General features: G+C 61.9%; 13 protein-coding genes. 11 read left to right on the forward strand and 2 right to left on the reverse strand.

The genetic code is table 11. The annotated features are described in order from the left end of the window. The first annotated feature begins 2 nt into the window (after positions 1–2). From miaB to NZ453_RS11350, 11 genes are all read left to right on the forward strand, one after another. Entirely contained in the window at positions 3–1,349 is a 1,347-nt protein-coding gene (gene miaB / locus NZ453_RS11300; RefSeq protein ID WP_263770680.1) for a tRNA (N6-isopentenyl adenosine(37)-C2)-methylthiotransferase MiaB, read from the forward strand. After that, on the forward strand, positions 1,346–2,344 hold the full coding sequence (locus NZ453_RS11305) for a PhoH family protein (RefSeq protein ID WP_263770681.1): 999 nt from the start codon (positions 1,346–1,348) through the stop codon (positions 2,342–2,344). Before miaB ends, NZ453_RS11305 begins: the two co-directional genes overlap by 4 nt. Continuing rightward, positions 2,341–2,802 (forward strand): rRNA maturation RNase YbeY, encoded by a 462-nt coding sequence (gene ybeY / locus NZ453_RS11310; RefSeq protein ID WP_263770682.1) that lies wholly within the window; start codon positions 2,341–2,343, stop codon positions 2,800–2,802. The genes NZ453_RS11305 and ybeY overlap by 4 nt, the downstream gene beginning before the upstream one ends. 57 nt (positions 2,803–2,859) lie before the next feature. Then, positions 2,860–3,693 carry an HlyC/CorC family transporter gene (locus tag NZ453_RS11315; RefSeq protein ID WP_263770683.1) on the forward strand — a complete coding sequence of 278 codons (834 nt, stop codon included), beginning with the start codon at positions 2,860–2,862 and terminating at the stop codon, positions 3,691–3,693. Then, the gene (lnt, locus tag NZ453_RS11320) at positions 3,680–5,239 is read left to right on the forward strand and encodes an apolipoprotein N-acyltransferase (RefSeq protein WP_263770684.1); all 1,560 of its coding nucleotides are present in this window, start codon (positions 3,680–3,682) and stop codon (positions 5,237–5,239) included. Before NZ453_RS11315 ends, lnt begins: the two co-directional genes overlap by 14 nt. Before the next feature lie 68 nt (positions 5,240–5,307). After that, positions 5,308–6,216 carry a D-hexose-6-phosphate mutarotase gene (locus tag NZ453_RS11325; protein ID WP_263770685.1) on the forward strand — a complete coding sequence of 303 codons (909 nt, stop codon included), beginning with the start codon at positions 5,308–5,310 and terminating at the stop codon, positions 6,214–6,216. A gap of 209 nt (positions 6,217–6,425) precedes the next feature. Further along, on the forward strand, positions 6,426–7,325 hold the full coding sequence (gene glyQ, locus NZ453_RS11330) for a glycine--tRNA ligase subunit alpha (RefSeq protein ID WP_263770688.1): 900 nt from the start codon (positions 6,426–6,428) through the stop codon (positions 7,323–7,325). 1 nt (position 7,326) lies between these two features. Beyond that, a complete protein-coding gene (gene glyS / locus NZ453_RS11335) occupies positions 7,327–9,411 on the forward strand; it encodes a glycine--tRNA ligase subunit beta (RefSeq protein ID WP_263770689.1) in 2,085 nt (694 codons plus the stop codon). Further along, the gene (gmhB, locus tag NZ453_RS11340) at positions 9,408–9,950 is read left to right on the forward strand and encodes a D-glycero-beta-D-manno-heptose 1,7-bisphosphate 7-phosphatase (RefSeq protein WP_263770690.1); all 543 of its coding nucleotides are present in this window, start codon (positions 9,408–9,410) and stop codon (positions 9,948–9,950) included. Before glyS ends, gmhB begins: the two co-directional genes overlap by 4 nt. Continuing rightward, the gene (locus tag NZ453_RS11345) at positions 9,947–10,693 is read left to right on the forward strand and encodes a lysophospholipid acyltransferase family protein (RefSeq protein ID WP_263770691.1); all 747 of its coding nucleotides are present in this window, start codon (positions 9,947–9,949) and stop codon (positions 10,691–10,693) included. Before gmhB ends, NZ453_RS11345 begins: the two co-directional genes overlap by 4 nt. Beyond that, positions 10,677–11,444 carry a M48 family metallopeptidase gene (locus tag NZ453_RS11350; protein WP_263770692.1) on the forward strand — a complete coding sequence of 256 codons (768 nt, stop codon included), beginning with the start codon at positions 10,677–10,679 and terminating at the stop codon, positions 11,442–11,444. Before NZ453_RS11345 ends, NZ453_RS11350 begins: the two co-directional genes overlap by 17 nt. A 43-nt stretch (positions 11,445–11,487) precedes the next feature. Here NZ453_RS11350 and NZ453_RS11355 read toward each other — a convergent pair whose 3' ends face one another. Both NZ453_RS11355 and NZ453_RS11360 read right to left on the reverse strand, forming a co-directional pair. Next, positions 11,488–12,384 carry an ABC transporter permease gene (locus NZ453_RS11355; protein ID WP_263770693.1) on the reverse strand — a complete coding sequence of 299 codons (897 nt, stop codon included), beginning with the start codon at positions 12,382–12,384 and terminating at the stop codon, positions 11,488–11,490. A gap of 1 nt (position 12,385) precedes the next feature. After that, entirely contained in the window at positions 12,386–13,330 is a 945-nt protein-coding gene (locus tag NZ453_RS11360) for an ABC transporter permease (RefSeq protein ID WP_263770694.1), read from the reverse strand. Positions 13,331–13,338: the final 8 nt, after the last annotated feature.

Consider the following 13,338-nt stretch of genomic DNA (forward strand, 5'->3'; position numbering starts at 1 on the left):
ACATGGCAAAGAAATTGTTCATCCGCACCTTCGGGTGCCAGATGAACGAGTACGATTCGGACAAGATGGCCGACGTGCTCGCGGCTTCCGAAGAGATCGTCAAGACCGACACTCCCGAAGACGCCGACATCATCCTGTTCAATACCTGCTCGGTGCGCGAGAAAGCCCAGGAGCGCGTTTTCCACGACCTCGGCCGCGTACGTCTGCTGAAGAAGGCCAAGCCGGACCTGGTGATCGGGGTCGGCGGTTGCGTGGCCAGCCAAGAAGGCGCGGCGATCGTTGCCCGCGCGCCGTATGTCGACGTCGTCTTCGGCCCGCAGACGCTACACCGCCTGCCGCAATTGATCGCCGAACGCCGGCGCATCGGGAAGTCGCAGGTTGACGTGTCGTTTCCGGAGATTGAGAAGTTTGACAATCTGCCGCCGGCCAAGGTAGATGGTGCCGCGGCGTTTGTCTCGATCATGGAAGGCTGCAGCAAGTTCTGCTCGTTCTGCATCGTCCCGTACACGCGCGGCGGCGAAGTCTCGCGACCGTTCGACGATGTGCTGACCGAAGTGGCTGGCCTTGCCGCTCAAGGCGTCGGCGAGGTAACGCTGCTCGGACAGAATGTGAACGCCTACCGTGGTGCAATGTCCGGCGAAGAGACAGCCGACCTCGCTCTGTTGATCGAATACATTGCCGAGATTCCCGGCATCGAGCGCATCCGCTATACGACGTCCCACCCGCGAGAGGTTACGCAGCGGTTGATCGACATTTACGCGAAGGTGCCGAAACTGGTGTCCCACCTGCACCTACCCGTGCAATCGGGTTCGGACCGGGTTCTCGCGGCCATGAAGCGCCGTTACACGGCGATCGAGTACAAGAGTCTCGTGCGCAAGCTGCGCGCCGCGCGGCCGGATATCTCACTGTCCTCTGACTTCATCGTCGGTTTCCCCGGCGAAACGGCGGAGGATTTCGAGAAGACGATGAAGCTGATTGATGACGTCGGCTTCGACGCGTCGTTCTCGTTTCTGTACAGCCCACGGCCCGGCACGCCGGCGGCCGAGCTTTCTGACGACACGCCGCGCGAGGTGCATCTGGAGCGCCTAATGCGCCTGCAGCAGCGTATCGAAGAGCTAGCGCAGTCGGTCTCGCAGTCGATGGTGGGAACCGTCCAGCGCGTGCTGGTCGAAGGTTTATCGCGGAAGGACGACAACGAACTTGCCGGACGTACGGACAATAACCGCGTCGTTAATTTCGACGGTGGCTCCGCCAACAGCCACCGCCTCATCCATCGTTTCATCGACGTCCGCATCACTGGCGCCATGCCGCATTCGCTGCGCGGCGAAATCGTGATCAAGGAAGAATGAACGCCAAATCCACGGGCACTCCCCGCGGCGTCGAGCTCCTGCTCTCGCCGGTTGATAATACGCAGCTCGCCAACCTGTGCGGCGTGCTCGACGAGAACCTGCGCCAGATCGAAACAGCGCTCGATGTATCGATCGCTCGCCGCGGAGAACGCTTTACCCTGCGCGGCGAGCGCGAACAGACCTCCCGCGCCTCCGAAGCGTTGCAGATGTTTTACGCCCAGGCGAAGGAACCGTTGTCGGTCGACGAAATTCAGCTCGGCCTGATCGAACTGATCAACCGCCCAGGACGCAAGGAAACGCCATCCGTCGCGCTATCGCCGGCGCTGATGACGCGCAAGACGGAACTGCACGGGCGCACGCCGCGACAGGTCGAGTACCTCAAGAACATCCAGGAACACGACATCACCTTCGGTACCGGACCGGCCGGCACTGGCAAGACCTATCTCGCCGTAGCGTCTGCCGTCGACGCCTTCGAGCGCGAACTGGTGCAGCGCATCGTGCTAACCCGCCCCGCCGTCGAAGCGGGCGAGCGGCTGGGTTTCCTGCCCGGCGATCTGGCGCAGAAAGTCGACCCGTACCTGCGACCGCTGTACGACGCGCTCTATGACCTGATGGGTTTCGACAAGGTTGGCAAGCTCTTCGAACGCGGTGCGATCGAGATCGCCCCACTCGCTTATATGCGCGGACGCACGCTCAACCACGCCTTCATCATTCTCGACGAAGCGCAGAACACGACGCCCGAGCAGATGAAGATGTTCCTCACCCGCATCGGCATCGGCGCTAAGGCGGTGGTGACCGGCGACGTGACGCAGATCGATTTGCAGCGCGGGCAGAAGAGCGGCCTGATCGAAGCGCGGCTGATTCTCAAGGACGTGCGCGGAATCGCCTTTTCCGAGTTCCAGAAGGAAGACGTGGTTCGCCATCCGCTCGTCGCGCGCATTGTTTCGGCATACGAAGCGCATACCGCGGCACTTGAGAGTGGTAGTGACAAATGATCAGCCGTCGCCTTGACCTGTCGGTGCAGTACGCGAGCCATGCCGACCTGCCGGCGCGCCCGCAGATTCGCGCCTGGACGCGTGCGGCGCTCGATGTCGACGGTCCGCGCGGCGGGCAGATCACCGTGCGTTTCGTCGATGCCGAAGAAGGACAGCAGCTGAATCGCGACTATCGCGGCAAGGACTATGCGACCAACGTGCTCTCCTTCCCCTACGACGCCGAGCCGGTGGTCCGAGGCGATCTCTTGGTCTGCGCGCCGGTTGTCGAACGCGAAGCGGCCGAGCAAGGTAAACCGTTGGAAGCCCACTACGCGCACCTCATCGTTCACGGCGTGTTGCATCTGCAGGGCTACGATCATGAACTTGGCGCGGAACACGCTCGCGTCATGGAAGATCACGAGCGCCGCATCCTGACCGCGCTGGGCTACGCTGACCCTTATTCGGCGGATCAGGAGTAAGGGGCCACGAATCCCGCTTTGCCGCCCGATCCTCCGTCTTTGTACTAACCTGCCTTAATGGAAACCGACAGACCAAGCTTTTTTGAACGCCTCTCTTCCCTTCTCCTGCGCGAACCCGAGGACCGGGAGCAACTCATCGCTCTACTGCACTCGGCTCACGAGCGCAATCTGCTCGACGCGGACGCGCTGTCGATCACCGAAGGCGCACTTGCCGCCTCTGAAGTCAGTGTCCGCGACGTCATGGTGCCGCGGGCAAAAATGGAAGTCGTCTCGATCGACGATCCGCTCGAAGACATCGTCGCTTACGTAAATGAAACCGGCCACTCGCGCTTTCCGGTCATCGATGGAGATCGCGAAAACATCATCGGCATCCTGCTCGCCAAGGATCTCCTGCGTATCCAGTCGGAGGACCGGTTCCGCCTGCGCGAATGGCTGCGCCCAGCGGTTTTCATCCCCGAATCGAAGCGGCTGAATGTCCTTTTGCGCGAGTTTCGCGTTTCGCGCAACCACATGGCGGTCGTCGTCGACGAGTATGCCGGCGTATGCGGGTTGATCACGATCGAAGACGTCCTCGAGCAGATCGTCGGTGATATCGAAGACGAATACGATTTCGATGAAGACGAAGGCAACATCCGCCTCGACCAGACCGGCCGTTACCGCGTCAAGGCTCAGACGGCGATCGAGGATTTCAACGCGGCGTTCGAAACGCACTTTAGCAACGAGGAATGCGATACCGTCGGCGGCTTGATCCTGAATCATCTCGGCCGCGTGCCGAAACGCAACGAAACCGTCGAACTCGGCGGTTTGCTCTTCCGCGTACAGCGCGCCGACAGCCGCCGCCTGTACAGCCTGATCGTCACCATCCTCCCCGCGGCCGATGCAGCGGCCTAAGCTGCATTCAGCCGTACCACTTCTTCTTGCCGGTGGATGCGGCGCGGCCAGCGTCCTTGCTTTTGCCCCCTTTGGCTGGTTTCCGCTGATCGCGATTACGCTCGCTGCTCTTTATGCGCTGCTGATGCGCGATGCCGAGAGCCTGTCCGAGCGTAGGGAAAATCGGCTGACCTTGGCAAAGAAAGGTGCAGCCATAGGTGGCGCGTTCGGCCTCGGGTTCTTTCTCGCCGGGGTGTCTTGGGTCTACGTAAGTCTGAGTGTCTTCGGTGGCATGGCCGCGCCGCTCGCGGGGCTGGCGACTCTTCTGTTCTGCGCCTTTCTCTCGCTTTACCCCGCGCTGGTTGGTGCCGTTTTCGTGCGCTGTCGGCCCCCGGACGCGGTGCAGCGCATAACCCTTTTCGCCGCATTGTGGGCGACGACCGAATGGCTGCGCGGATGGATATTCACGGGGTTTCCGTGGCTCGCGGTAGGCTACGCGCAGACGCCGCCCAGCCCGCTCGCCGGTTACGCACCGATCATTGGAGTCTTCGGCCTCTCGTTCCTAACCGCCGCAACGGCGGCCGCACTTGGCGAGATGACACTTGCCTGGCGTCACAACACAAGGTGCGGAGCCCGTACAACGTACCGTTTCCGCCTGCTCGGCTTGGCCGCTTTCGTCGTCGTTCTATGGGCCGGTGGCGGCGTCCTGCGTGAAGTTCGGTGGACGCATCCTTCAGGGGAACCCGTCACCGTCGCGCTCTTGCAGGGCAATGTCGCGCAGGACCTCAAATGGCGCCCGGAACGGTTCTATGAGTCGTTGCGCACTTATTACGAACTCGCGCGCGACAACCCCGCGCAACTTACGCTGCTTCCGGAAACGGCGCTGCCAGCGTTTCTCGACCAGATCCCGGGCGAGTACATCGAGGCGATGAAGGCACTCGCCGAACGCCCGCGCGGTGATGTGGTGTTCGGCATTCCGGTACGCGACGAATCGGGTTACACCAACTCGGCCGTGAGCATCGGACACTCGGCGCCGCAACGCTACAACAAGGCCCACCTGGTCCCATTCGGGGAGTTTGTCCCGCCGGGGTTCGGCTGGTTCCTCAAACTCGCCAGCATCCCGATGTCGGACTTCACGCCGGGTTCGCTGCCGCAGAGCCCGATGGCTATCGGCGGGCAGCATCTGGCTCTGAACATCTGCTACGAAGACGCCTTCGGCGAAGAGATCATTCGCGCCTTGCCGGAAGCCACGCTACTCGCCAACGTGTCGAATGTCGCCTGGTTCGGCGATTCGTTGGCGCCGCAACAGCATCTGCAGATAGCCCGCCTGCGTGCACTGGAGACAGGCCGCGTCATGCTGCGCGCCACGAACACGGGGATGACGGCGATCATTCTCCCCGATGGCCGCGTAAAGACAGCCCTCGCCCCCTTCACACGCGGCGCTCTGCGCGGCGTTGTTCAAGGGCACACCGGTGCCACACCCTACGTACGTTGGGGTAACTGGTTGGTCGTCGCTTTCGCACTGGTGCTCATCGGGGTTATCCTTCTGCGCGCAAGGGCCCGGTGACCAGACCGGCCACCGCGCGGGCGTTAAACGCCACGCGCCATCTTCCTCATCAGAAAGGAGAAGCACTCATGCCAAGCCAAGCCGATTTTCAACAACTGCTCGCCAAAGCCGGTCTGAAGGTCGTCAACTCGAAGGAGCTTTACCCGGCCCTGCACGCAGAGACCGACGCTGGCTTGCCCATGCTCGTCGTCGAAAACGGGTTGGCGCGTGCGGTGATCGCGCTGCAAGGAGCACACGTCATGGCGTTCCGCCCGACCGGGCAACGCGAGATGCTATGGGTTTCCCCGAAATGCGTGCTCGCGGACGGAATGCCGATCCGCGGCGGAATACCGCTCTGCCTGCCGTGGTTCGGCCCGGGCCCCGATGGCAAGAGCATGCATGGCTTCGCGCGCACCCTCCCGTGGACGCTTTCCGACGCCGAAACCCTGCCCACTGGCGCCACCCGCCTGGTGTTCGAACTCGCGGGCGACGAAACGACGAGCCCGCTGTGGCCCTACGCCTACGCCTTCCGCTTCGAGATGCTGATCGGCGAGGAACTCAAGCTCGATATGACCGTGAATAACCGCAGCGCCCAGACCGCGCCGCTGGCCTTCGCTTTCCACACCTATTTCTCGGTCAGTGATGTCGCCAAAGTGCGCGTGTCCGGGCTCTCGGGCAATACGTACATCGACAAGACCGACAATTTTGCGCGCAAATCGCAGCAGGGCGACGTGACGATCAGCGCCGTCACCGATCGCATCTACCTCGACGTCGCCGACCGGCAAACCGTGGAAGCGCCCGAGGGTCGTTTCCAGATCGACTCGAAGGCGAAGTGCGCCGTGGTCTGGAACGCCTGGTCCAACGACAAGAACGTTCCCGACCTCGGCGAAGGCAACCACGTCGGCTACATCTGCGTTGAACGCGGCGACGTTGCAGAACGTGCGCCGCAATTGGCCGCCGGCGGCCAATACCGCACCGCGATGACGCTCTCGTTCTAGCCCGTTTCAGTTTTCCGCTGTTTCTTGCGCTTCGGCCGCGCCAATAAGTTGGCCAGCCGAACGCCTTGTCTTGAATCGATCCGGCCGGCACCGGTCGCGTGCCTGACAAACACGTCGGTGTAATGCCGCGCGTGGCCTTGCGCTATCTGATCGGCCTCAAAAGCAAGTAAAATCGGCGTTTATTTCTGCTTTTACAAGACCATTCATTCATGCCCACTTTTCAGGATGTCATTCTGCGTCTCCAGAGCTTCTGGGGCAAACAAGGATGCGCGCTGCTGCAGCCTTACGATATCGAAGTCGGCGCCGGGACGTTTCATACGGCGACCTTCCTGCGCGCAATCGGTCCCGAGCCGTGGAATGCCGCTTTCGTCCAGCCGTCCCGCCGGCCGAAGGACGGCCGTTACGGCGAAAACCCGAATCGTCTGCAGCACTATTACCAATATCAGGTCGTCCTGAAGCCCTCGCCCGACAACATCCAGAATCTTTACCTGCAGTCGCTCGAAGCGCTCGGCATCGATCTGAAGGAACACGACGTGCGCTTCGTCGAGGATGACTGGGAATCGCCGACCCTCGGCGCCTGGGGCCTCGGCTGGGAAGTGTGGCTCGATGGCATGGAGGTCACGCAGTTCACCTATTTCCAGGAAGTCGGCTCGCTGACCTGTAAGCCGGTCCTCGGTGAGATCACCTACGGATTGGAACGCCTCGCCATGTATCTGCAGGGCGTCGAAAACGTCTACGACCTCGTGTGGGCCGAAGGCCCCGGTTATCGCCTGACGTACGGCGACGTCTATCACCAGAATGAGGTCGAGCAGTCGAAATACAACTTCGAGTATTCGAATGTCGAGATGCTCTTCCGCCACTTCAGCGACCACGAATCCGAAGCCAAGCGGCTGATGGGCCTCGAACTCGCCCTGCCGGCGTACGAACAGGTCATGAAGTGCTCGCACTGCTTCAATCTGCTCGACGCGCATGGTGCGATCTCGGTCACCGAGCGCGCCGCGTACATTGGCCGCGTGCGTGCTCTTGCGCGCGAAGTCGCCCAGTCCTACTACAACTCCCGCGAAGCGCTCGGTTTCCCGATGTGCAAGAGCGCCGGGGAGGGAAAATAACATGACCACCGCTACCCTTCTTGTCGAACTCCTTACCGAGGAGCTGCCGCCGAAGGCGCTCTCACGGCTCGGCGAAGTCTTCGCTGCCCAGATTCACGCGGGTCTCGCGGCGCGCAAGCTGCTTTCCGCGGGCGCGGCGTTCAAGTGGTTCGCCACGCCACGCCGCCTCGCGATCCAGATCCCCGGAGTCGTCGCCGTAGCGCCGGACGCGAAGGTGACGGAGAAGTTGATGCCGGTCAGCGTTGCACTCGATGCCACCGGCCAGCCGACCCAGGCGTTGCTCAAGAAGCTCGAAGCCAAGGGAATTCCGGCCTCCGAAATCGCCAAGTTCGAAAAGCGCCAGGACGGCAAGGCTGAAGCGCTGTTCTACGAAGCCACCGTGAAAGGCGTTGCGCTCGACGACGTGCTCGCCGATATCGTCGGTGACGCGCTGAAGAAGCTGCCCATTCCGAAAGTAATGCGCTGGGGCGACTCCGATCATCAATTCGTGCGCCCGGTACATGGGCTCGTGTTGTTGCACGGAAGCCGACTCGTGCCGGGCGAAGTCCTCGGCCTGAAGAGCCAGGCGACCACGCTTGGGCACCGGTTTCTGTCGTCGGGCGAGATTGCTCTCAAGGACGCCGACAGCTACACCGAAACGCTCAAGGTAGAAGGCAAGGTGATCGCCGACTTCGCGCAACGCAAGGCGCAAATCGCCGCACAACTCGACGCCAAGGCGGCCGAACTCAAGGCGGCGATCAATCCGTCGGAAGGCTTGCTCGACGAAGTCACCTCGCTCGTCGAATGGCCGGTGGTTTACGTCGGCGAATTCGAGTCCGAGTATCTCGACGTGCCGCAGGAGTGTCTGATCCTGACAATGCAGCAGAATCAGAAGTACTTCCCGCTGCTCGATGCGTCGAAGAAGCTGCTCAACAAATTTCTGATCGTCTCCAACATGCAGGTCGACGATCCGAAGCACATCGTCGGCGGCAACGCCCGCGTCGTACGGCCACGACTCTCCGACGCCCGCTTCTTCTTCAACCAGGACCGCAAGCATGCGCTCGCCTCGCGCCTCGACAAGCTGGGCGGCGTCGTCTATCACAACAAGCTCGGCTCGGTTCTGCAACGTGTCGAACGCTTGGAAGAACTCGCTCAGCGCATCGCCGTCCGGCTCGGTGCGAACGCTTCGCTCGCAGGACGCGCGGCGCAACTCGCCAAGGCGGACCTCGTTACCGACATGGTTGGTGAGTTCCCCGAGTTGCAGGGCATCATGGGCCGCTACTATGCGCTGCACGACGGCGAGGACAAGCAGGTTGCCGACGCCGTCCAGAGCCACTACCAGCCCCGTTTCGCCGGCGACGCACTGCCGCAGGGTGAGATTGCCTGCGCGGCGGCTCTCGCCGACAAGCTTGACGCGCTGGCCGGCTTTTTCGGCATCGGCCAGATCCCGACCGGCGACAAGGACCCATTCGGGCTGCGCCGCGCCGCGCTCGGCGTCCTACGCATTCTGATGGAAACACCGCTGCCGCTCGACCTTGCGGAACTGATCGCCGACGCGCAAGCGGGTTTTGCCGACGGAGTCCTGAAGCAGCCCGTGGCGGAACCGCTGCTCGACTTCATGCTCGACCGTCTGCGCGGCTTGCTCAGAGACGCTGGCCACGCCCAGGATGCCATAGAAGCCGTCCTCGCTCAGCGACCGACGCGCATCGACCGGGTACCGGCGAAGCTGTCAGCCGTCCGCGATTTCCAGGCGCTGCCGGAGGCCGAAGCGCTGGCCGCCGCCAACAAGCGCATCGGCAATATCCTGAAGAAGGCCGAGGGTTCGTTCGGTGCGCCACAGGAATCGCTCTTCAGCGAAGAGGCGGAAAAAGCGCTCAACGCGCGCGTCAAGGAAATTGCGCCGGTCGTGGGCAAGCGCGTAGCGGACGAAGCATATACCGAGGCGCTCAAGGCGCTGGCTTCGGTGCGGGCCGAGGTTGACCTTTTCTTTGACAAGGTGATGGTCAACGTCGATGATTCTGCTGTGCGCGCCAACCGACTCGGATTGCTCAAGGCGCTCTTCGATCAACTCAATGCGGTAGCGGATATCTCGAAGCTCGGCGTATGAAACTCGTCATCCTGGATCGCGACGGCGTCATCAACTACGACTCTGAACACTTCATCAAGAGTCCGGCCGAATGGAAGCCCTTGCCGGGCAGCCTTGAGGCCATCGCCAAACTGACCCAGGCCGGCTATCGCGTCGTGGTCGCCACCAACCAGTCCGGTATCGGGCGTGGCCTGTTCGACATGGACACGCTCAATGCGATGCACGGGAAAATGCACCGGGCGGTGCAGGAACTCGGCGGCCGTATCGAAGCGATTTTCTATTGCCCGCATTCAGCCGACTCGAATTGCAACTGCCGTAAGCCCAAGCCGGGGATGATGGAACGCATCGCCGGCTGCTTCAACATCAGTCTGCTCGGTGTCCCGGCGATCGGTGACTCTCTCCGCGATCTGGAAGCAGCTGTCGCCGTCGGTGCAATGCCGATCCTGGTGCTCACCGGAAAAGGCGAAAAGACGCGGGCGACCGAGGAACTGCCGCCGGACACCCTTGTTTTCGCCGATCTCGCGGCTGCTGTCGAGCATATCCTGAACAAGAAACCATGACGGCGTTCATTCGTTCGACCGTTTTTCTTCTGCTCGCCACCCTGATTACCGCCCCCGCCGGCTTGCTCGTCACGCTGGCGGTCGTCCTCCCGATGTCCTGGCGTTTCCGTATCATCGCCGTCTGGCGCGCCGGCTTCATGGCTCTTTGCAAGTATGTGCTCGGCCTCGACTATCGGGTCATCGGACGCGAGAACATTCCCACCGTCCCGTCGGTCGTCCTCGCGAAGCATCAGTCGGCGTGGGAAACGATCGGGCTACAGGCGATTTTCCCGCCGCTCGTCTTCGTGCTGAAGAAGTCGCTACTTCTGATTCCCTTCCTCGGCTGGGCCTTCGCTGCGATCAAGATGATTTCGATCGACCGCAGTGCCGGCAAGAATGCGCTGCGGCAGGTGGTCAAGCAGGGTCGGGACCGTCTCCGTGCCGGCTACTGGGTTATCGTCTTTCCGGAAGGAACGCGGATGGCGCCCGGCGAAACGCGGCGCTTCAAGAGTGGAGGCTCGCAACTGGCGGTCAGCGCGGCCGTTCCAGCCGTTCCAGTTGCGCACAACGCGGGCGAATTCTGGGCGCGCAACGCCTTCGTCAAGAAGCCCGGGTTGATCACCGTGAGCATCGGCCCGGCCATCGATACCGCCGGGAAAAGCGCTGAAGAAGTGACATTGCTTGCCGAACAATGGATCGAAGGCGAAATGCGCCGCCTCTCACCGCACCGCTACGCTGCCGCAGAGAATGTCGTGGCAACTTGATCTGCCGCTGGCCGAGGAAAAGCCGCTCGCGGCCGACGAATCGCGGCGCACGATTACTCTTGATGACCGCATCGTCCCCTATGTGCTGCGGCGCGCCCGGAGGCGTACGATCGGCTTGACGATCGACCACCGCGGTCTGCGGGTCGGCGCCCCACGCTCCGCCTCGTTTTCCGAAGTCGAATCGCTGATCCGGCAACATGCCGACTGGGTCGCGCAGAAACTGGATGAATGGCGCAGCCGGCGGGTGCCTCAGAAGCTGCGCATCGCCGACGGCGCCCGGCTGCCCTTCCTCGGAGAACCACTCGAGCTTCGCCTCGCGTTCGGGCGCAACAGTGCCTTCTGGAATGAGCACGCCGGCCGCATCCTGACGCTCTGCCTGCGTGATCCGACCGATGCCACGCGTGCCGGCCAGTTGCTCGAAAAGGCGCTGCGAACACGCGCCATGGCGCTCTTCGCCGAGCGCCTCAGTTTTCACGCCCCCAGACTCGGCGTCACCGTACCGAGGCTCTCGTTGACATCGGCACGTACACGATGGGGAAGTTGCAGCCTGAGAACGGGCATCCGGCTCAACTGGCGGCTGATTCACTTTCCGCCGCACGTCATCGACTACGTCGTCGCCCACGAACTCGCGCATCTGCGCGAGATGAACCACGGACCGCGCTTCTGGGCGCTGGTCGGTCGGCTTTTCCCGGACTATCTGGCCGCGCGCAACGAGTTGAAGACGCTCGCGGCACAGTGTCCGCACTGGTAGCCACATTAGGCATTTAGTAGACAGGCCTGCCGGCCTCGGCGGCTTAGGCCGTCCCCACATTCTCCTCGACCGAACGAATCTCGGCTAGAACGGCCGCTTGCGCATCCCGCTCGCGACGGCGTTGTGCGCGCATGGTGAGAATGCTGTAGGCAATAATGCCTGTCGATACGGTGAGGATCAGGATGGTCGCCGCTGCATAGATCGAGGGATTAACGCCTCGCCGCGCGTAGCCGAAGATGACCTGCGGCAAAGTCGTGACGCCGGGCCCGGAAAGGAATTCGGAAATGACCACGTCGTCGAACGAGAGCGTGAAGGTCAGCATCCACGCGGCAACCAGCGACGGCAGGATGTTGGGCAATGTGACCAGGAAGAAAACCTGCAGAGGGCGGCAGCCGAGGTCCATCGCCGCCTCCTCGATCGTCCGGTCCATTTCTCGCAGCCGCGCGGCGACGACGACGGTGGCATACGCCATGCCGAGCAAGGTGTGGCCAAGCACGATCGTCGTTGCGCCGCGCTCCGGCCAGCCAATCGCGTGCTGGACGGCAACCATCAGCAAGAGCAACGAGAGCCCGATGATGACTTCAGGCATGACGAGTGGCGCGCTGACCAGTCCCGAGAATAACGACCGGCCGCGAAAACGTTGATAGCGCACGAGCACGAAGGCGGCGAACGTGCCGAGGATCGTCGACAGCGTGCCGGTGATTACCGCGACTTTGAGCGAGAGGAAGAAGCCGCCGACCAAACGTGAATCGTTGAGCAAGGCCTCATACCAGCGCGTCGAAAAGCCTGTAAATACGGCATCCTGCCGCGTGCTGTTGAAGGAAAAGAGGATCAGGAAAAGCAGCGGCCCATAGAGGAACAGGTAAACGACAAGCAGCCACAGCTTACCGAAATGCGCCTGAAGTAAACGCAAGAGCGCCTGGCTCGAGGAGGTCTTCATATTATTCCTTCCCGGCAGCTTCGCGTTCCGCGCCATAGTGGTTGTAGACGGCCATCGGAACCAGAATGAAGAGGATCATCACCACGGCGAGCGCCGACGCGCGCGGCCAGTTGTTGCTGCTGAACATCTCGTCCCAGACGACACGGCCGATCATGATGTTCTCAGCGCCACCGAGCAGCGACGGGATGACGAACTCGCCGACGCACGGGATGAACACCAGCATCGAACCGGCGATGATCCCGGCCTTGCTCAGCGGTACGGTAATCAGCCAGAACGCCTTCCACGGACTTGCGCCAAGGTCATACGCTGCTTCAAGCAAACGGAAGTCGAGTTTCACGAGCGTCGCGTAAAGCGGCAGGATCATGAACGGGCAGTACACATAGGTCATTCCGACGAGCATCGACACGTCGGAATACAGCAGTTGCAGTGGCTCCTGGATGAAACCCGCCCATACCAGCACATTGTTCACGACCCCCTGGTCCGCCAGGATGCCCTTCCAGGCATAAACCCGCAGCAGGAACGAGGTCCAGAACGGCAGCATGACGAGCATCAGCAGGGCCGGTTGAACGCTCTTCTTCGCGCGCGCGATGAAGTAGGCGAACGGGTAACCGATGACGAGGCATAGGATCGTCGTCAAACAGGCGTACTTGAGCGAGGTCAGGTAGGCTTCAAGATAGATCGTCTGCCCCCATGCCTTGGCGCCGCTGCCCTTGTCCACCTCTTCGAAGATTGAGAGGTAGTTCTGGTACTTGAGCATGATATGCAGTGAGCCGTCTACGGCCTGCATGAGCGGCGCGAAGGGATTCACGCCGTTGCCCATGTCGGTGACACTGATGCGCAGCAGGATCAGGAACGGTACGACAAAAAAGATGAGCAGCCAGACGAAAGGCACACCGATAACGAAACGCCGGCCCGGATGCACGTGCAACCATCGTTGGATATTCATGACGCAGC

This window comes from Propionivibrio soli, assembly GCF_025770765.1.
Lineage (GTDB): Bacteria > Pseudomonadota > Gammaproteobacteria > Burkholderiales > Rhodocyclaceae > Propionivibrio > Propionivibrio soli.

Coding starts and splice junctions, on each gene's coding strand:
- miaB (WP_263770680.1), top strand. CDS start 3: ATGGCAAAGAAATTGTTCATCCGCACCTTCGGGTGCCAGATGAACGAG.
- NZ453_RS11305 (WP_263770681.1), top strand. CDS start 1,346: ATGAACGCCAAATCCACGGGCACTCCCCGCGGCGTCGAGCTCCTGCTC.
- ybeY (WP_263770682.1), top strand. CDS start 2,341: ATGATCAGCCGTCGCCTTGACCTGTCGGTGCAGTACGCGAGCCATGCC.
- NZ453_RS11315 (WP_263770683.1), top strand. CDS start 2,860: ATGGAAACCGACAGACCAAGCTTTTTTGAACGCCTCTCTTCCCTTCTC.
- lnt (WP_263770684.1), top strand. CDS start 3,680: ATGCAGCGGCCTAAGCTGCATTCAGCCGTACCACTTCTTCTTGCCGGT.
- NZ453_RS11325 (WP_263770685.1), top strand. CDS start 5,308: ATGCCAAGCCAAGCCGATTTTCAACAACTGCTCGCCAAAGCCGGTCTG.
- glyQ (WP_263770688.1), top strand. CDS start 6,426: ATGCCCACTTTTCAGGATGTCATTCTGCGTCTCCAGAGCTTCTGGGGC.
- glyS (WP_263770689.1), top strand. CDS start 7,327: ATGACCACCGCTACCCTTCTTGTCGAACTCCTTACCGAGGAGCTGCCG.
- gmhB (WP_263770690.1), top strand. CDS start 9,408: ATGAAACTCGTCATCCTGGATCGCGACGGCGTCATCAACTACGACTCT.
- NZ453_RS11345 (WP_263770691.1), top strand. CDS start 9,947: ATGACGGCGTTCATTCGTTCGACCGTTTTTCTTCTGCTCGCCACCCTG.
- NZ453_RS11350 (WP_263770692.1), top strand. CDS start 10,677: ATGTCGTGGCAACTTGATCTGCCGCTGGCCGAGGAAAAGCCGCTCGCG.
- NZ453_RS11355 (WP_263770693.1), bottom strand. CDS start 12,384: ATGAAGACCTCCTCGAGCCAGGCGCTCTTGCGTTTACTTCAGGCGCAT.
- NZ453_RS11360 (WP_263770694.1), bottom strand. CDS start 13,330: ATGAATATCCAACGATGGTTGCACGTGCATCCGGGCCGGCGTTTCGTT.